Origin of the sequence: Burkholderia sp. MSMB2157WGS (assembly GCF_001532755.1) — a bacterium.
Classification (GTDB): domain Bacteria; phylum Pseudomonadota; class Gammaproteobacteria; order Burkholderiales; family Burkholderiaceae; genus Burkholderia.
Map to the genome: position 1 here is coordinate 95,691 of NZ_LPJG01000030.1, position 20,065 is coordinate 115,755.

Sequence of the window (20,065 nt, forward strand, 5' to 3'; positions counted from 1 at the left end):
AAGCAATGCGTGTCATCGACAAACGTGAACGCGACCGCACCGCGGCCTTCGCCGCGCTGCTCGGGCAGTTTCCCGAGCAGCGTTGCGCAGCCGGCGCGGCGGGCACGATCGGCTACCGCGAGGCCGGCGCGCAGCATGCGGGCCGCGCGCTGCCCGTCGTGCTGCTGCACGGGATCGGCTCGGGCGCCGCATCGTGGGTCCGCCAGCTCGACACGCTCGGCGCGTCGCGACGCGTGCTTGCGTGGGATGCGCCCGGTTACGGCGTGTCGACGCCCGTGCACGGCGCGTCGCCAGCCGCCGCCGATTACGCGGCATCGCTGAACGCATGGCTCGAGGCACTCGGCATCGAACGCTGCGTGCTGGTCGGTCATTCGCTCGGCGCGATCGTCGCGGGCGGGTTGGTCCGCGTGATGCCCGCGCGCATCGCCGGCCTGCTGCTGATCTCGCCCGCGGGCGGTTACGGAAGCGCACCGGCCGACACGCGCGAATCGCGCCGCGACGCGCGTCTCGCGATGCTCGCGGAACTCGGCCCGGCCGGGCTCGCCGAGCAGCGCAGCGGCAACATGCTGTCCGGTTTCGCGAACGAGGAGGCACGGGCGTGGGTGCGCTGGAACATGGCGCGCATCGTGCCGGCCGGCTACGCGCAGGCCACGCATCTGCTCGCGAACGCCGATCTCGCGGCCGATCTCGCCGGCTTCCGCGGCCGCACGGCCGTGGCCGTCGGCGCGAACGACGCGATCACGCCGCCCGCCGCGTGCGAGCGGATCGCCGCGGCCGCGCATGTCGGGCTGCAGGTGATTCCGCAGGCCGGGCATGCGGGTTACGTGGAGGCGCCGGCCGCTTATTCGGCGCTGATCGATGCGTTCTGCCGTCAGTGCGATACGCAGTGGGGAATGGCATGAGCGAACCGCTGCAACGAAACGCATCCGAAAGCGCGAAGGCCGAAGCCAGCTACGTGGTGCCGGGCCTCGAGCGCGGGCTGCGCATTCTCGCCGAATTCTCGCCGCGCGAGCCCGTGCTCGGCGCGCCCGAGTTGTCGAAGCGGCTCGGCATTCCGCGCACGACGGTGTTCCGTCTGCTGCAGACGCTCGAATCACTCGGCTTTCTCGAGCGCGCGGACAAGGATCGCAACTACAAGCTCGGCGTCGCCGTGCTGCGGCTCGGCTTCGAATATCTGAGCTCGCTGGAGCTGACCGATCTCGGCCTGCCGGTGATCGAGAGCCTGCGCGATGCGACCGGCTTCACGACGCACATCGTGATCCGCGACGGCCGCGACGTGGTGTTCGTCGCGAAGGCGCAGAGCCAGTCGCCGGTGTTCAGCTCGATCCGCGTGAACGTCGGCACACGGCTGCCCGCGCACGCGACGACGCATGGCCACGTGCTGATGGGCGACCTGTCGCTGAAGGAGCTGCGTGCGCTGTATCCGGAAGGCGCGCTGAGCCGGATGACGAGCGCGACGCCGGAAACGGTCGATGCGTTGTACGAAGTGATCCGCGAAGATGCGCTGCGCGGCTACGGCGTCAGCAATTCGTCGTTCGAGCGCGGGATCTCGGTCGTCACGGCGCCGGTGCGCAACGAGACGCAGCGGATCGTCGCGTGCATCACGGTGACGGTGCCGCGTCCGGAGATCGACGCGGCGCTGATCGCCGACGGGCTGATCGACAAGGTGCAGCGCGCGGCGGCGGAATTGTCGCGGCGGCTCAATTACCGCTCGGATGACGAGCACACGTTTCTCAAGGCTTTAGGACTCCGATGATCCAGATCGATCTGACCGGGCAGGTGGCGGTGGTGACGGGCGGTTCGTCCGGCATCGGCCTCGCGACGGCCGAACGGTTCCTGCAGGCGGGCGCGTCGGTCGCGATTTGCGGCCGCGACGGCGACCGTCTCGCACGCGCCGAGGCGATGCTGCGCGACAAGTACGCCGATGCGCAACTGCTGGCCACGCGCTGCAACGTGCTCGACGAAACCGACGTGACCGGCTTCGCGCAAGCGGTGTCCGCGCGTTTCGGCCGCGCCGACATGCTCGTCAACAACGCCGGCCAGGGCCGCGTATCGACCTTCGCCGACACGACCGACGACGCGTGGCGCGAAGAACTCGAACTGAAGTACTTCAGCATCATCCGCCCGACGCGCGCGTTCCTGCCGCTGCTGCGCGACGCGCAGGCGCCGACGATCACCTGCGTGAATTCGCTGCTCGCGTTGCAGCCGGAGCCGCACATGGTCGCGACGTCGTCGGCGCGTGCCGGCGTGCTGAGCCTCGTGAAGTCGCTCGCGACCGAACTGGCGCCGCAGCGCATCCGCGTGAATTCGATCCTGATCGGCATCGTCGAGTCGGGGCAGTGGCGCCGCCGCTACGACACGCAGGCGCAGCCCGGCGAAAGCTGGGAAGACTGGACGGGCGCGCTCGCCCGCAAGAAGAACATTCCGCTGAATCGCTTCGGCAAGCCCGACGAGGCCGCCTGGGCGCTTTTTTATCTCGCAACGTATCTGTCGTCCTACACGACGGGCAGCCATATCGACGTTTCTGGAGGCTTTGCACGCCATGTCTGAAAAAACCACGGTCGGCGAGCTGATTGCCGCCTTTCTCGAGCAGTGCGGCGTGAAAACCGCATTCGGTGTCATCTCGATCCACAACATGCCGATCCTCGACGCGATCCACTCGCGCGGCAACATCCGGTATGTCGGTGCGCGCGGCGAAGCGGGGGCGTTGAACATGGCCGACGGGCTGGCCCGCGTGTCGGGCGGCCTCGGCGTCGCATTCACGAGCACGGGCACGGCGGCGGGCAACGCGGCCGGCGCGATGGTCGAGGCGCTGACGGCCGGCACCGCGCTGCTGCACGTGACGGGTCAGATCGAGACGCCGTACCTCGACCAGGATCTCGCGTACATCCACGAAGCGCCGGACCAGCTGTCGATGCTCGACTCGATCTCGAAGGCGGCGTTCCGCGTGCGCACGGTCGAAACCGTGCTGCCGACGATCCGCGAAGCCGTGCGCATCGCGCAGACCGCGCCCACGGGCCCCGTGTCCGTCGAGATCCCGATCGACATCCAGGCGGCCGAAATCGAATGGCCGGAAGATCTCGCACCGGCACACGTCGCGGTGCGCGAGCACGACGAAGCCCGCGTCGCGAAGCTCGCCGACGCCCTCGCGGCCAAGCGCCGCCCGCTGCTGTGGCTCGGCGGCGGCGCGCGTCACGCACGCGCGGAAGTCGAACGCCTCGTGAAGCTCGGCTTCGGCGTCGTGACGAGCGTGCAGGGCCGCGGCGTACTACCCGAAGATCATCCGGCGACGCTCGGCGCGTTCAACGTGCACGCGTCGGTCGAAGCGTTCTACAAGACCTGCGACGCGCTCGTCGTGGTCGGCTCGCGCCTGCGCGGCAACGAAACGCTGAAGTACAAGCTCGCGCTGCCGCAGCCGCTGTTCCGTATCGATGCCGATGCGCTCGCCGACAACCGCGGCTACCGCAACGCGTTGTTCGTGCACGGCGATTCGAAGCGCGTGCTGGCCGAGCTGGCCGACCGCCTCGAAGGCCGCCTGTCGGTCGATCCGCAATTCGCGGCCGATCTCGCGGCGGCCCGCGAGGCGGCAGTGGCCGACGTGGCGAAGGGCCTCGGGCCGTACAGGAAGCTCGTCGACACGCTGCAGGCCGCCGTCGGCCGCGACTACAACTGGGTGCGCGACGTGACGATCTCGAACAGCACGTGGGGCAACCGCCTGCTGAAGATCTTCGAGCCGCGCTCGGGCGTGCATGCACTCGGCGGCGGCATCGGCCAGGGCATCCAGATGGGCATCGGCGCCGCGCTCGCGGGCGCCGCGGCGAAGACGGTCTGCCTCGTCGGCGACGGCGGCCTGATGGTCAACGTCGGCGAACTCGTCACGGCCGTGCAGGAAAACGCGAACGTGATGATCGTGCTGATGAACGACCAGTGCTACGGCGTGATCCGCAACATCCAGGACGCGCACTACGGCGGCCGCCGCTGCTTCGTGCAACTGCACCAGCCCGATTTCGCGCAGTTCTGCGCGAGCTTCGGCCTCACGCACTACCGGATCACGTCGCTCGACCAGGCCGAAGCGATCGTGCGCGAAGGGCTCGCGAAGGAAGGGCCGGTGATGGTCGAGGTCGACATGCTGTCGGTCGGCTCGTTCGCGTCGGCATTCGCGGGCCCGCCGGTGAAGAAGGAAGCGCCGACGGAGCGCCAGTATGCGTAACGGGCAACAGCGGGCGCATGCCCCCGTCGACGTCGCGATGATCGGCTTCGGCGCGATCGGCGCGGCCGTGTACCACGCGGTCGAGCACGATGCGTCGCTGCGCGTCGCGCACGTGATCGTGCCGGAACACCAGCGCGCGGCGGTGCAGGACGCGCTCGGCGGCGCGGTGGAGGTCGTGTCGTCGGTCGACGCGCTGGCCCGCCGCCCCGAGTTCGCGCTCGAATGCGCGGGCCACAGCGCGCTCGTCGATCACGTCGTGCCGCTGCTGAAGGCCGGCACCGATTGCGCGGTCGCGTCGATCGGCGCGCTGTCCGATCTCGCGTTGCTCGACGCGCTGTCGCAAGCGGCCGACGAGGGCGGCACGACGGTGACGCTGCTGTCCGGCGCGATCGGCGGCATCGACGCGCTGGCGTCCGCGAAGCAGGGCGGCCTCGACGACGTGCTGTACGTCGGGCGCAAGCCGCCGCTCGGCTGGCTCGGCACGCCGGCCGAGGAACTGTGCGATCTGCGCGCGATGACCGAGGAAATGGTGATCTTCGAAGGCACCGCGCGCGACGCCGCGCGGCTGTACCCGAAGAACGCGAACGTCGCGGCGACGGTCGCGCTCGCGGGCCTCGGCCTCGATGCGACGCACGTGCGCCTGATCGCCGATCCGGCGGTCGAGCGCAACGTGCACCGCATCACCGCGCGCGGCGCATTCGGCGAGATGTCGCTGGAAATGAGCGGCAAGCCGCTGCCCGACAACCCGAAGACGTCCGCGCTGACGGCATACAGCGCGATTCGTGCGCTGCGCAACCGCGCGGCCCGCTGCGTGATCTGACCGGACCATCGAGCGTCCGCCCGCGCCACGGCGAGGGCGGATGTGCAGAGACAGATTTGTGGGACTTGTGACATGACTCCTTTCGATACGAGCCTCGTACCCGACGGCGACATCCTGATCGGCGGCGAGTGGCGGCGCGGCCGTGGTGCGCCTTACGCAAGCATCTATCCGGCCGACCAGTCGCTGAACATGGAAGTATCGACGGCGAACGCGGAAGACGCGGCCGACGCAGTCGTGGCGGCCGACGCCGCATGGCGCCGCGCCGACTGGGCCGGGCTGAAGCCGCACCAGCGCGCGCAGGTGCTGTACCGCATCGCGGATCTCATCATGCAGCGCCACGAGGCGCTCGCGCACCTGCAGCGCCGCGACAACGGCAAGCCGATCGGCGAGACGCGCGTGCTGGTGGCCAGCGCCGCGAACACGTTCCGCTATTTCGCGGCCTGCCTCGAAACGCTCGACGAGGAGCTGACGCCGTCGCGCGGCGACTACCTGACGATGAGCGTGTACGAGCCGATCGGCGTGATCGCTGCGATCACCCCGTGGAATTCGCCGATCGCGTCCGACGCGCAGAAGCTCGCGCCGGCGCTGGCCGGCGGCAATGCGGTGGTGCTCAAGCCGGCCGAGGTCACGCCGCTCGTATCGCTCGCGCTGGCGCGCATCTGCGAGGAAGCGGGCGTACCGAAGGGCGTGCTGAGCGTGTTGCCGGGCAAGGGCTCGGTGATCGGCGACGTGCTCGTGCGTCATCCGCTCGTGAAGAAGGTGTCGTTTACCGGCGGCACCGAAGTGGGCCGCGGCATCGCGCGCATCGCGGCCGAGAAGCTGATGCCGGTGTCGCTCGAACTCGGCGGCAAGTCGCCGACGATCGTGTGCGACGACGCCGATCTCGACCACGCGGTCAACGGCGTGCTGTACGGCATCTTCAGCTCGTCGGGCGAAGCGTGCATCGCCGGTTCGCGACTGTTCGTGCAGCGCGCGATATACGACGAATTCATGAAGCGCCTGGTGGCCGGTGCACGCAAGCTGCGCGTGGGCGACCCGACGCGGCCCGACACGCAGATGGGCCCGCTGATCACCGCGAAGCATCGCGAATCGGTCGAACGCTACGTGGCGCTCGGGCTGGAAGAAGGCGGCCGTCTGCTGTGCGGCGGCGAGCGGCCGGCGGGCGACGGGCGCGAGAACGGTTTCTTCTATCAGCCGACGATTCTCGAAGGCTTGCCGAACAGCGCGCGCATCTGCCAGGAGGAAATCTTCGGGCCGGTGCTGGTCGCGATGCCGTTCGACGACGAGGCGTCGTTGATCGGACAGGCGAACGACAGCGTATTCGGGCTCGCTGCGGGCATCTGGACGCGCGACTACAAGCGCGCATGGCGCATCGCGCGCGCGCTGGAGACGGGCACCGTCTGGATCAACACGTACAAGCTGTTCTCGATCTCCACGCCGTTCTCGGGCTGGAAGGAGAGCGGGATGGGACGCGAGAAGGGGCGCCTCGGCATCCGCGAATACATGCAGCAGAAGAGCCTCTACTGGGGCTTGAACGACGCGCCGCTGCCGTGGGCGAACTGAGCGAAGGGGAATGACGCAATGAGCATTTTGGGAATCGAGCAGATTACGTACGGCGTCGACGACCTCGCCACCTGCCGGCGCTTTTTCGCCGACTGGGGGCTGAAGGAAGTCGCGCACGACGACACGCGTGCGCGCTTCGAGACGCTGAACGGTTGCACCGTGCTGGTCGTGAAAGCCGACGATCCGTCGCTGCCGCCCGCGTTCGAAGCAGGCCCGACGCTGCGGGAAGTCACGTGGGGCGTCGCGACGCAGGGCGAACTCGACGCATTGCGCACGAAGCTGGCCGGCCAGCCCGGCTATTATGCGCAGGACGATGCGCTCGGCTGCATCGATCCGAACGGGATGGCGATCCGCATCGAAGTCACGCGCAAGCGCGCACTCGACATCACGGGCTCGCCGTCGAACGTCTGGGGGCGGACGCTGCGCGTGGACCAGCCGAGCCCGATCTATGCGCGTGCAGAGCCGGTCGAGGTCGGGCATGTCGTGTTCTTCACGAACTGCCTCGACGCGCAGGAAAGGTTCTATCACGAACTGCTCGGCTTCGAGACGTCGGACCGTTATCCGGGCCGCGGCGCGTTCATGCGCTGCGCGCCGCACGGCGGCCATCACGACCTGTTCCTGCTCGCGCTGCCGAACGGCAAACGCGGCCTGAACCACGTCGCATTCACCGTGCGCGACATCCACGAAGTATTCGGCGGCGGCATGCACATCGACCGCTGCGGCTGGGAAACGCAACTCGGCCCAGGGCGTCACCCGGTGTCGTCCGCGTACTTCTGGTACTTCCAGAATCCGGCCGGCGCGCTGATCGAGTACTACGCGGACGAAGACGTGCTGACGCCCGACTGGCAACCGCGCGAATTCGAACCGGGGCCGACCGTGTTCGCCGAGTGGGCCGTCGACGGCGGCCTGGACGGCAACACGCGCCGGCAGAAGCACGCGAAGGCGCCGGAAGGCAAGTTCATGACGGAGCGCAAATCATGACCGAAGCGAATACGCCCGCGCAGCCCGCGCCGGGCACGGTCGTCGTGATCGGCGGCGGCCAGGCCGCCGGCTGGGTGTTGAAGACGTTGCGCGCGCAAGGGTATGCGGGGCGTCTCGTGATGATCGCCGACGAGCCGCACCTGCCGTACGAGCGCCCGCCGCTGTCGAAGGCCGTGCTGGCCGGCGACGCCGACATCGAGACCGTGCGCGTCGTGCGCCCGGACGAATTCGGCGCGCTGAACGTCGAGGCATGGCAACCGGAGCGCGCGGCGTCGATCGACCGCACGCGCCGCGTGGTGAAGACCGAAAGCGGCCGCGAGATCGAATACGACCGGCTCGTGATCGCGACCGGCGGCACGTCGCGCCGCTTGCCCGATGCGCTCGTCAATACGCCGAACCTGCATTACCTGCGCACGCTCGACGAAGCCGCCGCGCTCGGCGAGAAGCTGCGGGCGAGCCGGCGCGTGCTCGTGATCGGCGGCGGCTGGATCGGCCTCGAAGTCGCGGCGACCGCGCGCAAGCTCGGCGTCGATGCCGTCGTGGTCGAAGGCGCGCCGCGGCTGTGCGGGCGTTCGGTGCCGCAGATCGTGTCCGACTTCCTGCTCGACCTGCATCGTTCGAACGGCGTCGACGTGCGACTTGGCGCGGCGCTTGAATCGCTCGATGCGCAGCCCGGCGACGCATCGAAGGTGCGCGCGACGCTCGCCGACGGCACGACGATCGACGCCGATTTCGCGGTGGCCGGCATCGGTCTCGCGCTGAATGCGTCGCTGGCGAGCGACGCGGGGCTCGCGGTCGACGACGGCATCGTCGTCGACGAATTCGGTGCGACCAGCGACCCCGCGATCTTCGCGTGCGGCGACGTCGCGAACCATCACAACGGCTGGCTGAAGCGGCGCGTGCGCCTCGAATCGTGGGCGAACGCGCAGAACCAGGCGATCGCGGCCGCGAAAGCCGTGCTCGGCGTACGTGAACCGTACGCGGAGATTCCGTGGTTCTGGTCCGATCAGTACGACGTGAACCTGCAGATCCTCGGCGATCTGCCGGCCGATGCGCAGCTCGTCGTGCGCGGCGATCTCGCCGCGCGTCGCGCGACGCTGTTTTTCGTGGGCGACGGACATGTGAGAGGTGTCATCGCCGTGAACAACGCACGCGAGCTGAAACTCGCGCGCAAGTGGATGAACCAGGGCCGGGCAGTGGATACGGAAGCCCTGGCAGACACGACCCAAGCGCTTGCCTGACCGGCCCAACCGGAAAGAGACCCAGGAGACACCCCGCATGAGCACTTTCGACAACGTCGTGGCCGGCAGGGCCACGATGGAAGCTGCCGCCTCCACGCCCGGCGCGATCATCGCCCGGCTCGAGCGGCTTCCGGCCAACGCGATGCAGATCCGCGCACGCGTGCTGATCGGCACCGCGACGTTTTTCGACGGCTTCGACGTGATCACGATCGCGGCGACGCTGCCGCTGCTGATTCACAAATGGGGGCTGTCGCCGACGCAGATCGGCATGCTGATCGCGTCCGGCGCGATCGGCCAGCTGATCGGCGCATTCCTGTTTCCCGCGCTCGCGGAAAAGCATGGCCGCGTGAAAGCCATCGCGTGGAGCTCGGCCGTGATCGGCATCACGAGCATCGCGTGCGGCTTCGCGCCGACGTTCGAGGTGTTCGTGCTGCTGCGGATCCTGCAGGGGCTCGGGCTCGGCGGCGAATTGCCGGTCGCGGCCACGTACATCAACGAAATCACGCGCGCGCATGGCCGTGGCCGCTTCGTGCTGTTGTACGAGATCGTGTTCCCGATCGGCCTGCTCGTGTCGATGGCGCTCGGCGCGTGGCTCGTGCCGCGCTTCGGCTGGGAAATCATGTACTTCGTCGGCGGGCTGCCGGTGATCCTGTCGCTCGTGCTCACGCGCCTCGTGCCGGAATCGCCGCGCTGGCTCGCGTCGCGCGGGCGGCTCGCGGAGGCCGGGCGCGCGGTCGGCGTGTTCGAAGGATCGGTGCGCGGCGAGCTGCCGCCGGTCACGCAGGCGGCAGCGTTCGACGAGATGGTGCGCCAGCATCCGAAGCGCAGGATGACCGACCTGTTCAGCGCCGCGTATCGCAAGCGCACGCTCGCGGTGGCGACGTTGTGGGCGACCTGCGGGTTCATCCAGTACGGGCTGTCGACGTGGCTGCCGACGATCTACAAGAACTTCTATCACGCGCCGCTGCAGCTCGCGCTGAACCTCGCGGTGATCGGCTCGGTGATGGGCGTGCTCGGCTCGCTGGCCTCCGCGTTGCTGGTCGACAAGCTCGGCCGCAAGCCGGTGATCGTGTGGTCGTTCGTGCTGTGCGCGCTGTCGCTGGCGCTCGCCGGCATCTATCACGCGTCGTCGGTGTACGTGGTCGCGGTCTTCTGTTCGCTGTCGCTCGGGCTGATGGCGTCGGGGTTCATCACCGCGTACGTCTATACGCCCGAGCAGTATCCGACGAGCATCCGCGCGTCGGGCTGCGGGCTCGGCAGCGCGTGGCTGAAGATCGCGTCGTTCGTCGCGCCGATGGTCGTGCCGCATGCGATCATCGGCGGGAACCTCGCGCCGGCGTTCTATCTGATCGGCGTGGTGCCGCTGATCGCGGCGCTGACCGTGCATTTCGTCGGGATCGAGACGAAGGGGAAGGTGCTGGAGGCGCTCGAGGCGTAAGCGTGACCGGCAGTCATGGACGAGGTGCTCAGGCCCGGGAGACGTTGCCCGGGCCTTTTGTTTCACGGCCGTCGGCCGTTCCATGTCGGGCGCTGCAGCGGGCGCGCTGGTTGGCGCACGGTTCGCGTGTTCTAATTCACGGTCCCGATTTTCGTCAGACCGCTGCCATGCCCCTGTTCGAACCCGTCACGCTGAATACCTCCCGCCTCGTGCTGCGGCCGCTTCGCGACGCCGACGCGCCGACCTTCTTCGAGATCTGGTCCGATGCGGAAGCGATGCGCTATTTCTCGTTCTCGCCGATGACGGAAATCGAGCAGGCCGAGGCGCGCGTCGCGCGCAACGTGCAGATGTCCGCGAGCGGCGAGAGCCTGGTCTGCGTGCTCGAACTGCGGGAAACCGGCGAAGCGCTCGGCGAGTGCGTGCTGTTCCATGCGAACGCACAATGCCGGCGTGCCGAGATCGGCTTTTGCCTGCGGCGCGCGTTCTGGCGCGGCGGATACATGCGCGAAGCGGCGTCGGCGTTGGTCGATCATGCCTTCGGCACGCTGCGGCTGAACCGGATCGAGGCCGATATCGATCCGCGCAACGTCGCGTCGGCGTGGTTGCTCGAACGGCTCGGCTTCGTCCGGGAAGGGCTGTTGCGCGAGCGCTGGATCGTCGGCGACGAAGTGTCGGACAGTGCGCTGTACGGGTTGCTGGCGAGCGATCGCCGCTGAGGCCGCTGCGGTGGGTTATTTCGCGGCGGGAACGATCGCGAATGCGTCCACTTCGACCAGTACGTCCGGGCGGAACAACGACGCCACGCCGACGAGCGCGCTCGCGGGCGGGCACGCGGTGTTGACCCAGCGGTCGCGCACCGCGCGAATCTGCGGCAACAGGCTCGAATCGAAATCGCGGGCATAGATCGTCAGGCGCGCGACGGATTCGAAGCCGACACCCGCGGTGCGAAGCGTCTCGGCGATATTCCGGAACACCTGGTCGAGTTGCGCCGCATGATCGGCGCCGACGACGGTGCCCGCGGCATCGAACGGGACATGCCCTGACAAATACAGCGGTTGACCGCCTTCGACGAGTATCGCTTGCGAAATGCCGGGAATCGTTGCGCCGGGGGGATTGATGGCACGCAGCATCGGAGCATCCTCTCAGGTTGATGCGGTGGGTCGGGACGGCCCGATCGGGCCGCCGTATTCGAGTCAGGGGCGACCGGCGGCGGTGTTCACCACCTCGCGAGCCAGCCCTCGGCCTGGTCTTTCCCGCGCAGCGTCGCCACCCATCGTGCGGGCAACGCCTGCTCGCCGTACGGCACGCCGTCGTGCGTGCGCGCGACGCCCGGCGGCGGCGCCATGTCGATCGCGGCGGGCGGCGGAATCGACGCGGCGTCGTGGAATTCGTACGGCACGCCGAGCGCGTCGCCGATCAGCAGGCCAAGCAGGCCGCCGCGCAGGCGGGATCGTCGGTTCGGAATCGCTGTCATCACAAAGAATCCGGGTTGGGGCGGATGCGTCGCGGAAGGCCGTGCACAAGACCTCGAGATGAACCCCGCTATTATGCGGCCGCCGGCAATTGGCGTCGTTTTCAGACTCGCTGTGGCGGCCGCGGTCGACGTTGCAACGACCTGCGACGATTACGTCAGCGCTCGCCCGGGCGCCCCGTCGACAGGCACGTCGCGCTCCAATGCCCGGGCCGCGAGTTCCTCGACCCAGTCGGCATCGGAGGCAGCCACGACGCCATATTGGTCCGGCGGAAAAAAACCATAGTGGTGAGCCGCCGCAGCCAGACGCTCACATTCGGCGTGAGACAGCAGGTAGGAAGTCACGGTCGATGGCGCCGCCGGTCCACTCCATCTCAATCCGATGCGGATATTGGTGCGTGGCGCAAATGCGATTGCCAGTTCTTGCTGCGGGACCCATCGTTTCGTTTCCAAGGGGAGCGTGGGCGGCCCGTACCCACTGTCTGCCGCAATTCGATGATCCAGCACCAGCCAATGACCGACGGACGTTCGGGCCAGGATCCACTGCCTTAGTCGCGCCTTGCTGGATTTGAGCTTGCCGTCGATCCATTCCTCGACATAGAGGGGTTCCGGATCGTAGTCGTCCGACCACACGATGATCGCCGCACGGAGCGTATGGCGCTCCAGTTCGACACGCCCGTTGAACGGCATTTCACGCCAGTACCGCTGTCGGGTACCGTACGTCGCGACGTACCAGTTCAGGCCGATCCAGGCTGCGATGAAGAGCGCCGTGACCCCTATGACGGTGACGGATGTTTCGCCAACCGCACGGTCGATATCGAAGGCCGGATCGACCATTCCGCGGTATGCGAGCATGCCCGCCATATACGCGAACACCGCGATCAAAGGCCCGACGGCGACCGGCATCACCAGAATGGCGAGCCAGTTTCGGACATGCACGCTCCCCGCCGACTGGGCGCGCGCACGCTCCTCATCGCTCATCGCCGCGACTTCCCGCGCGGCAATTTCGTCGCTCGGGGTGTGGAAGCGCTCATACGTATTCTGGCATTTGGGCATTCGACGGGGCGTTCGATGAAAGGGGGATGAAGCAGGGCTTGCCTCGAGGAACCGATTCTTGCATAGGTCAGGGTCGGTTTTCATCTGGCGCATGTGTGTTCCGTCCGTCAACGAACCGATGCGCTGCGGCCGGTGCGAAGCCATGCCGCAGGGGCTCGTATGCGCGGGTGGCCGGAGTCGAACGGTAGCGGATGAAGCGACGCGGGGACGACCCCGACGCGCGGGATTATCGAGCGCGGACGACTTGCCGGATTCACGGGGCGAACGTACGCTTGGTCGATACCACGATCGACCCAGGTTCTCGGCCATGCAAGCCCATCCTTTGCGTCTTTCCCCCGGCGACGATCTGCGCGGCGCCATCGAAGCAGCGTTGCATCGGCATGCATCGCACGCGGCCTTCGTGATCCAGGGCATCGGCAGCCTGAGCGTCGCGCAGCTGCGCTTCGCCGGCGTCGATCAACCGACCGAACTGCGCGGCGACCTCGAAATTCTGACGCTGGCCGGCTCCGTATCGCCGGACGGCGCGCACCTTCATATGTCGATCTCCGATGCAGACGGCCGCGTGACGGGCGGCCATGTGGCGAGCGGCTGCGTGGTGCGCACGACGGCCGAGATCCTGCTCGCGCTGCTGCCCGCACATCGCTTCTCGCGCGAGCTCGATGCGGGCACCGGCTTCAACGAACTGGTGATCCGTCGCGAGCCGGGCGGCGGCGCGGCATGAATGGGCAGCGGCGCTAGAATCACCGGCCATCGAAGACGTTTCCCGTTACCGCTCATTCCGCAAGGCGCAATCCATGGATGACACCGACATCGAACAGAAGGCGTGGGACATCGTCCGGACCTGGCTCGAAGGCGCGACGCCCGAACAGTGGCACCGGTTCGCCGCACGCTCCAATTACGACGGCAACGGCCGTGCGTTGCGCTGGCTGCTGGACAACCGCAACGTAGATCGCGCGACCGCATTGCTGATCTACTGGAATCTCGGCGCCGCGTGGTTCGTGCAGTATGCGAACGAAAGCGATCTGGGCGACGCGTCGTATCAACTCGATACGTTTCGGTTGCTTCGCGAAATCGAGCAACGTTACGCCGACGGCTACTACGCCAATCACGGTATCTGGTTCGATCCGCACGACTTCGATGGCGCGGGGCCGAACGATTATCCGGACGTGCCGGTCGCGCGGCCCGTGCCGGCAATGATGCTGCAGCCGACCGACGGGCGCGAGTACGTCGATCTCGACGAAGCCGACGGGTATGACGAAGGCTTGCCGTTCGACGTGGTCGAGCGGCTGCACGCGCTGTACGACTGACGGGACGGGCGCGTCCGGTCGCCGACGGACGAAAAAAAGCGCCGCAGCCTGTCGGCCTGCGGCGCCTTTCGGTGCGCTGCGACGTCGACCGCCCGCCGCAGCCCGACTGCGTGCTTACAGCTGCACGGTGTCGGCCACTTCCTTGAAGTCTTCGATCTGGTCGAAGTTCATGTACTGGTAGATCTTGTCGCCGTTGGCGGTGAGCACGCCCATGTCGGCCATGTACTCTTCCTTGGTCGGGATTTTGCCCAGACGCGAGCAGATCGCCGCCAGTTCCGCCGAGCCGAGGTATACGTTCGTGTTCTTGCCGAGGCGGTTCGGGAAGTTGCGGGTCGACGTCGACATCACCGTCGCGCCTTCGCGCACCTGCGCCTGGTTGCCCATGCACAGCGAGCAGCCCGGCATTTCGGTGCGGGCGCCGGCCGTGCCGAACACGCCGTAGTGACCTTCTTCCGTCAGCTGCTTCTGATCCATCTTGGTCGGCGGCGCGACCCACAGCTTGACCGGAATGTCGCGCTTGCCTTCCAGCAGCTTCGACGCGGCACGGAAGTGACCGATGTTGGTCATGCACGAGCCGATGAACACTTCGTCGATCTTCGCGCCGGCGACGTCCGACAGCGTCTTCACGTCGTCCGGATCGTTCGGGCATGCGACGATCGGCTCGTGGATGTCGGCGAGGTCGATCTCGATGACGGCCGCGTATTCGGCGTCGGCATCCGGCGCGAGCAGTTGCGGGTCGGCCAGCCATTGCTCCATCGCCGCGATGCGGCGCTGCAGGCTGCGCGGATCCTGGTAGCCCTGCGCGATCATCCACTTGAGCAGCGTGATGTTGCTGTTCAGGTACTCGATGATCGGTTCCTTGTTCAGGCGCACCGTGCAACCGGCAGCCGAACGCTCGGCGGACGCATCCGACAGCTCGAACGCTTGCTCGACCTTCAGGTCGGGCAGGCCTTCGATTTCGAGAATGCGGCCCGAGAAGATGTTCTTCTTGCCTTGCTTGGCGACCGTCAGCATGCCTTGCTTGATCGCGTACAGCGGAATCGCGTTGACGAGGTCGCGCAGCGTGACGCCCGGCTGCATCTTGCCCTTGAAGCGGACCAGCACCGATTCCGGCATGTCCAGCGGCATCGTGCCGGTGGCGGCCGCGAACGCGACGAGGCCCGAGCCTGCCGGGAAGCTGATGCCGATCGGGAAGCGCGTGTGCGAATCGCCGCCGGTGCCGACGGTGTCGGGCAGCAGCATGCGGTTCAGCCACGAGTGGATCACGCCGTCGCCCGGGCGCAGCGCGATGCCGCCGCGCGTGCTGATGAAGTTCGGCAGCGTCTGGTGCGTCTTCACGTCGACCGGCTTCGGATACGCGGCGGTATGGCAGAACGACTGCATCACGAGATCGGCCGAGAAGCCGAGGCAGGCGAGGTCCTTCAGTTCGTCGCGGGTCATCGGGCCCGTGGTGTCCTGCGAGCCGACCGAGGTCATCTTCGGTTCGCAGTACGTGCCCGGGCGCACGCCCTGGCCTTCCGGCAGGCCGCACGCGCGGCCGACCATCTTCTGCGCGAGCGAGAAGCCCTTGCCGCTGTCGGCCGGCTGGTGCGGCAGGCGGAACAGCGTCGACGGCGGCAGGCCGAGCGCCTCACGCGCCTTCGCGGTCAGGCCGCGGCCGATGATCAGCGGAATGCGGCCGCCGGCGCGCACTTCGTCGAACAGCACGTCGGACTTCACCTGGAATTCGGCGATGACCTTGCCGTCCTTCAGCGCCTTGCCTTCGTACGGGCGCAGTTCGACCACGTCGCCCATGTTCATTTGCGACACGTCGAGCTCGATCGGCAGCGCGCCCGCATCTTCCATCGTGTTGTAGAAGATCGGGGCGATCTTGCCGCCGAGGCACACGCCGCCGAAGCGCTTGTTCGGGACGAACGGGATGTCTTCGCCGGTGAACCACAGCACCGAGTTGGTGGCCGACTTGCGCGAGGAGCCGGTGCCGACCACGTCGCCCACGTACGCGACCAGGTGACCCTTTTCCTTCAGCGATTCGATGAACTTGACGGGCCCGCGCTTGCCGTCTTCTTCCGGCGTGATGCCCGGGCGCGCGTTCTTCAGCATCGCCAGCGCGTGCATCGGGATGTCCGGGCGGGTGGTGGCGTCGGGCGCCGGCGACAGGTCGTCGGTGTTGGTTTCGCCCGTGACCTTGAACACGGTGATGGTCAGGCTTTCCGGCACTTCCGGACGGCTCGTGAACCATTCGGCGTCGGCCCAGCTCTGCAACACGGCCTTCGCGTGCGCGTTGCCCTTGTCGGCGAGTTCCTTCACGTCATGGAACTGGTCGAACATCAGCAGGGTTTTCTTCAGCGCGTCGGCGGCTACCGCGGCGACGGCTTCGTCGGACAGCAGTTCGATCAGCGGCTGGATGTTGTAGCCGCCGAGCATCGTGCCGAGCAGCTCGGTGGCGCGCGCACGCGAGATCAGCGGGCAGGCCGTCTCGCCCTTCGCGACGGCGGCCAGGAAGCCGGCCTTCACGCGGGCGGCTTCGTCGACGCCGGCGGGCACGCGATGGGTGATCAGCTCGAGCAGCGTCTGCTCTTCGCCGGCGGGCGGGTTCGTCAGCAACTCGACCAGTTCGGCGGTCTGCTGAGCCGTCAGCGGCAGGGGAGGAATACCGAGCGCGGCGCGGGCGGCCACGTGAGCACGAAAGTTTTCAAGCATGGGGAGACCTGCTGATATTGCGTTTGAGGGGAAGGCCTTGCCGGCACTCCGGGGCGATTCCAGGCACTGCTTTGAGCGGAATTCTAATCTCAACGGGGTGGAACGTCAAATGTCTTATGTCTTATATAAGAGTTGTCGGTGCGAAACACGGAAGACGCGGTTGCATGGCGGGAGCCGGCCTTGTCGGGTGCGGCCGGGCGGCCGGGTGCAGGGTGTCGGTTCAGGTCCCCGATGTCGCACATATCTGCACAAGCCCGCAGGAAACGGTACACACGGGGCGCGTTCGGGCCGTTACGCTCGCTGTCACGCAACGTGCAGTCAGGTGTCGGAACGGGAGGCGAAAGCGGTCGCGCGCCTGTCGATTCGGCCCGGGCGGCAGCGATTTCCTTGACTCCGGCGATCCACGACATGCGCTCGATAGACGCGATTTTCCTGATGGTGGCGCTCGTCGCGTCGCCGGCCGTTCACGCGGCCACGCCCGGCGACCCAGCGCGCAACACGGCGCGCGACGCGGCGAGCCAGCCGGTCGCGCTGGTCTATCGCGGGCCTGCCGCGTGCGACGGGTGCCCCGAAACCATCGCCAGACGCCTGCGGGAATCGGACTACCGGTTCCGCGTGATCTACGTGGGGCCGGCGGAAAAGCTCAAGATCACGCCCGCCGCGCTGGCCGGTGCGGCGCTCTATGTGCAGCCCGGCGGCGGGCAGGATATTCCCGGCGCGGCAGCCAGCATCGGCCGCCCCGCAATCAGGGCCGTGCGGCATTACGTAGCGAACGGCGGCCGATATCTCGGACTGTGCATGGGTGCCTACCTGGCCGGCGAGCAGGGTTTCGGGCTGGTTGCCGGCGATATCGACTCCGAAGTCGACCGGCCGGGCTCGACGCTTCACGGCACCGCCGATACGGTGACGCCGGTCGTCTGGCGCGGGAAAAAACGCTGGATCTACTATCAGGACGGCGCGCGGCTCCCGGTCGCGCCGCTCGGCTCCGGCGGGATCGTGCTGGCGATCTACCCGAACAAGGACATCGCGGCCGCCACGTACCGCTACGGCAAAGGGCGCGTCGGCCTGGCCGGCCCGCATCCGGAGGCCGATGAAAGCTGGTATCGCCAGAACGGCCTCGAGAACCCGGACGGCGTGGCGCCGGACATGGCCTACGACCTGATCAACGCGACGATGAAGCCGTAGCGGAGCGGCCGCGGCTCATGTCCGTTTGGCGCGATACGCGTCGAGATTTTTCCGTGCCTGCGCGCGGATCGCGCGCTGCATGAAAGGCGTCCAGCCGAGCAGGGCGCCTTTCATCCCGAGCGCCTGACGGGCCCAGCGCCACAGGTCGAAATGGTCGCGATGTTCGACGATGCGTCCGTCGCGAAACCGGAAACGCGCGTCGATCCGGTTGACCACGCTCCGTCCGGTCGCGGCGAACCGGTAGTGCGCGCTCCACTTCGCGCGCCCGGCCTGGTCGTCCGCGGCGACTTCGCCGAACGTCAGCGAGAACGCCTGGGCTCGCGCGACCAGCATCCGCCACATGTCGCGCGCGAGTTCGCCGCGCAGTTCGCCGAACGCGGGATCGCTGAAGACGACGTCGTCGGCATAGCACGCGAGCATCGCGTCGATGTCGCGCTGCTGGAAGGCCGTGTAGAAGCGCTGGATCAACGCGGTGTTCGGATCGGTCATGTCGGGCTAACGGGGCAGGGAGGGTGGACGGTGGCGTCCGTATCGGGACAGTGCGGCACGCAGCGCGAACCGACACCCGTGCTCGCGACGTCGGGCGTAGCCGGCTCGCCGCCGGATGATACGCGTCAGCGGGCGACCATCGCGACGTCCTGATCGCTCCGTCCCGTCACCAGGCAGCCCGACATGAAGGCCTCGCTCTGGCTGCCGGCGGCGGTTTCGCCGAAGCCGCGACCGAGCGCATCGGCCCTCACCTGCGCGGCGCCTTGCTCGCACGCGAGCGGGCTGGCGTCTCGGCCCTGCGCGTGCAAGATCGCGCGATCGCCGATGAGATAGGCCAGCAGGGCGAAAACGGCGATATGTACGGCTCGTCTCATGATTCGTCTCCTCGTTGCTCAAGCGTAACGCGGACACGTTCGACGAAGCACTTGGGGCTTCCCCCGGTAAACGTCTGCTGAAAGCGGTGGCGAGGCAGGACGATCCTGTCCTGTTTTTCCGTCGCCGTGCGATGGGCGGGCAATGCGCGCGAGTTTGACGAATGTCAGGGTGCGGGCCGGCGGCGGCGGTCGCACGGCCGTTCAAAGCGATAGCATGAATGCATGATTTGACGGAACGCGACGCGGGTCGACGCATCGGGTCCGGCAAGCAGGCAGGTGTTGAAGATCGCTGTCGAAATAGTGAGGAATCCAAATGTTGAACGTCTCGTCCGTCCTGATCAGTCTTGCTCCGATGTGGGCCATCCTGCTGCTGGCGTCTTCGGCAGCCGCCTATTTCGTGTTCTGGCGCAAGGTCATCGATTGACCGCCGCGCGACCGCATGCGCACGCGTGACGCGCCGTTCCCGTCATTGCACCGCCGTCACCGGCACATTCGAAATCCGCAACAGCCGGGCTGTCACGCCGCGCCGAAACACCGACATCAACGCGTGCAGCGGATCGCGTCCCGGCGCGGTCACGACGATCTCGTCGCACCCGGTTTCGGCTGCCGTGGCCGCGATCGTATCGGCTACCGGCCCGACCTTCATCACGACGCTGTATTTCACGTCCGCGTCGCGCAGGAGCCGCTCGGCCATCGCGAGATCGTCGGTCGCGAATCGTGTCTCGAACGCGCGCAACCGCGCCAGCGGGTAATAGGCTTCGAGCCGCGTCGATTCGAGCGGTGCCTGCACGTTGATCAGCACGACCTCCGACGCGCAGCGCTCGCGATACAGAAACGTTGCGTGCCGAACGGCCTGAAGCGAGCGCGGCGAATGGCCGACCGGAACCAGCAGCTTGAGCATGGACGATGAACCCGGAAACGAAGTGCTTCCAGCGTAGCGAGCGGCAGGACGAAACGATCTAAAGAGATCGGCCGGCCGCATAAAAATGTCGTTAACGCACGCAGCCTCGTGACGCACCAATTAAAAATATAAGAAATTTAAGTTTATGCGCATAAATGGCAGCGAGCGCTAGCACCGGCCCCGGCCGGTCGGTGCGAACTCTCGCCGCGAGCGCGATTCAGTCGGATCCGCAATGAATTGCGCCGCAAAATATCGGAGGTCGTCCAGGGCGCGTCGCGTAGAGTAGAGCGTCGGCCGCCGCCCGGCGGCGCGCCATCCGATACCGCATC

At 67.4% G+C, this 20,065-nt stretch carries 20 protein-coding genes; 13 read left to right on the top strand and 7 right to left on the bottom strand.

The window, feature by feature from the left end; translation table 11 throughout:
- Positions 1–5 precede the first annotated feature (5 nt).
- The 10 genes from WT53_RS19040 to WT53_RS19085 all read left to right on the top strand — a co-directional run bounded on the left by WT53_RS19040 (position 6) and on the right by WT53_RS19085 (position 10,969).
- Entirely contained in the window at positions 6–902 is an 897-nt protein-coding gene (locus WT53_RS19040; RefSeq protein ID WP_060261040.1) for an alpha/beta fold hydrolase, read from the top strand.
- On the top strand, positions 899–1,756 hold the full coding sequence (locus WT53_RS19045; protein WP_059783047.1) for an IclR family transcriptional regulator: 858 nt from the start codon (positions 899–901) through the stop codon (positions 1,754–1,756). Before WT53_RS19040 ends, WT53_RS19045 begins: the two co-directional genes overlap by 4 nt.
- Positions 1,753–2,550, top strand: coding sequence for an SDR family oxidoreductase (locus WT53_RS19050; protein ID WP_060261043.1), 798 nt, complete (start codon positions 1,753–1,755; stop codon positions 2,548–2,550). Before WT53_RS19045 ends, WT53_RS19050 begins: the two co-directional genes overlap by 4 nt.
- Entirely contained in the window at positions 2,543–4,210 is a 1,668-nt protein-coding gene (locus WT53_RS19055; RefSeq protein ID WP_060261046.1) for a thiamine pyrophosphate-binding protein, read from the top strand. Before WT53_RS19050 ends, WT53_RS19055 begins: the two co-directional genes overlap by 8 nt.
- On the top strand, positions 4,203–5,030 hold the full coding sequence (locus tag WT53_RS19060; protein WP_059783052.1) for an aspartate dehydrogenase: 828 nt from the start codon (positions 4,203–4,205) through the stop codon (positions 5,028–5,030). Before WT53_RS19055 ends, WT53_RS19060 begins: the two co-directional genes overlap by 8 nt.
- Before the next feature lie 72 nt (positions 5,031–5,102).
- Positions 5,103–6,593: an aldehyde dehydrogenase gene (locus tag WT53_RS19065; protein ID WP_060261048.1), complete on the top strand. Its 1,491-nt coding sequence runs from the start codon at positions 5,103–5,105 to the stop codon at positions 6,591–6,593.
- 18 nt (positions 6,594–6,611) lie between these two features.
- The gene (locus WT53_RS19070) at positions 6,612–7,574 is read left to right on the top strand and encodes a VOC family protein (RefSeq protein WP_060261052.1); all 963 of its coding nucleotides are present in this window, start codon (positions 6,612–6,614) and stop codon (positions 7,572–7,574) included.
- A complete protein-coding gene (locus tag WT53_RS19075) occupies positions 7,571–8,815 on the top strand; it encodes an NAD(P)/FAD-dependent oxidoreductase (protein ID WP_060261057.1) in 1,245 nt (414 codons plus the stop codon). Before WT53_RS19070 ends, WT53_RS19075 begins: the two co-directional genes overlap by 4 nt.
- A 37-nt stretch (positions 8,816–8,852) precedes the next feature.
- Positions 8,853–10,253: an MFS transporter gene (locus WT53_RS19080; protein ID WP_059822083.1), complete on the top strand. Its 1,401-nt coding sequence runs from the start codon at positions 8,853–8,855 to the stop codon at positions 10,251–10,253.
- A gap of 167 nt (positions 10,254–10,420) precedes the next feature.
- Entirely contained in the window at positions 10,421–10,969 is a 549-nt protein-coding gene (locus tag WT53_RS19085) for a GNAT family N-acetyltransferase (protein WP_060261060.1), read from the top strand.
- 15 nt (positions 10,970–10,984) lie between these two features.
- Here WT53_RS19085 and WT53_RS19090 read toward each other — a convergent pair whose 3' ends face one another.
- From WT53_RS19090 to WT53_RS19100, 3 genes are all read right to left on the bottom strand, one after another.
- Entirely contained in the window at positions 10,985–11,383 is a 399-nt protein-coding gene (locus WT53_RS19090) for a RidA family protein (RefSeq protein WP_060261064.1), read from the bottom strand.
- Between the two features lie 86 nt (positions 11,384–11,469).
- Positions 11,470–11,727 carry a hypothetical protein gene (locus WT53_RS19095; RefSeq protein ID WP_060261068.1) on the bottom strand — a complete coding sequence of 86 codons (258 nt, stop codon included), beginning with the start codon at positions 11,725–11,727 and terminating at the stop codon, positions 11,470–11,472.
- A 150-nt stretch (positions 11,728–11,877) separates the two neighbouring features.
- Positions 11,878–12,873 carry a hypothetical protein gene (locus WT53_RS19100; RefSeq protein WP_257127850.1) on the bottom strand — a complete coding sequence of 332 codons (996 nt, stop codon included), beginning with the start codon at positions 12,871–12,873 and terminating at the stop codon, positions 11,878–11,880.
- 214 nt (positions 12,874–13,087) lie between these two features.
- Here WT53_RS19100 and WT53_RS19105 point away from each other — a divergent pair, with 214 nt between their 5' ends.
- Complete coding sequence (locus WT53_RS19105; protein WP_060261073.1) at positions 13,088–13,501, top strand: PPC domain-containing DNA-binding protein; 414 nt, start codon at positions 13,088–13,090, stop codon at positions 13,499–13,501.
- Between the two features lie 73 nt (positions 13,502–13,574).
- Positions 13,575–14,087 carry a DUF4274 domain-containing protein gene (locus tag WT53_RS19110; protein ID WP_034204591.1) on the top strand — a complete coding sequence of 171 codons (513 nt, stop codon included), beginning with the start codon at positions 13,575–13,577 and terminating at the stop codon, positions 14,085–14,087.
- Positions 14,088–14,201: 114 nt separating this feature from the next.
- On the opposite strand, the gene acnB is transcribed toward WT53_RS19110, so the two are convergent.
- Positions 14,202–16,787: a bifunctional aconitate hydratase 2/2-methylisocitrate dehydratase gene (gene acnB / locus WT53_RS19115; protein WP_034204593.1), complete on the bottom strand. Its 2,586-nt coding sequence runs from the start codon at positions 16,785–16,787 to the stop codon at positions 14,202–14,204.
- A gap of 435 nt (positions 16,788–17,222) precedes the next feature.
- Between acnB and WT53_RS19120 the strand changes: the two genes are divergently transcribed.
- The gene (locus WT53_RS19120) at positions 17,223–17,972 is read left to right on the top strand and encodes a BPL-N domain-containing protein (RefSeq protein WP_257127851.1); all 750 of its coding nucleotides are present in this window, start codon (positions 17,223–17,225) and stop codon (positions 17,970–17,972) included.
- A 15-nt stretch (positions 17,973–17,987) separates the two neighbouring features.
- Here the strand turns inward: WT53_RS19120 and WT53_RS19125 are convergent, their stop codons facing one another.
- From WT53_RS19125 to WT53_RS19135, 3 genes are all read right to left on the bottom strand, one after another.
- Positions 17,988–18,461: a nuclear transport factor 2 family protein gene (locus tag WT53_RS19125; protein WP_060261079.1), complete on the bottom strand. Its 474-nt coding sequence runs from the start codon at positions 18,459–18,461 to the stop codon at positions 17,988–17,990.
- Positions 18,462–18,586: 125 nt separating this feature from the next.
- Positions 18,587–18,835: a hypothetical protein gene (locus WT53_RS19130; protein WP_060261083.1), complete on the bottom strand. Its 249-nt coding sequence runs from the start codon at positions 18,833–18,835 to the stop codon at positions 18,587–18,589.
- Between the two features lie 466 nt (positions 18,836–19,301).
- Complete coding sequence (locus tag WT53_RS19135; RefSeq protein WP_060261088.1) at positions 19,302–19,736, bottom strand: universal stress protein; 435 nt, start codon at positions 19,734–19,736, stop codon at positions 19,302–19,304.
- Positions 19,737–20,065 lie beyond the last annotated feature (329 nt).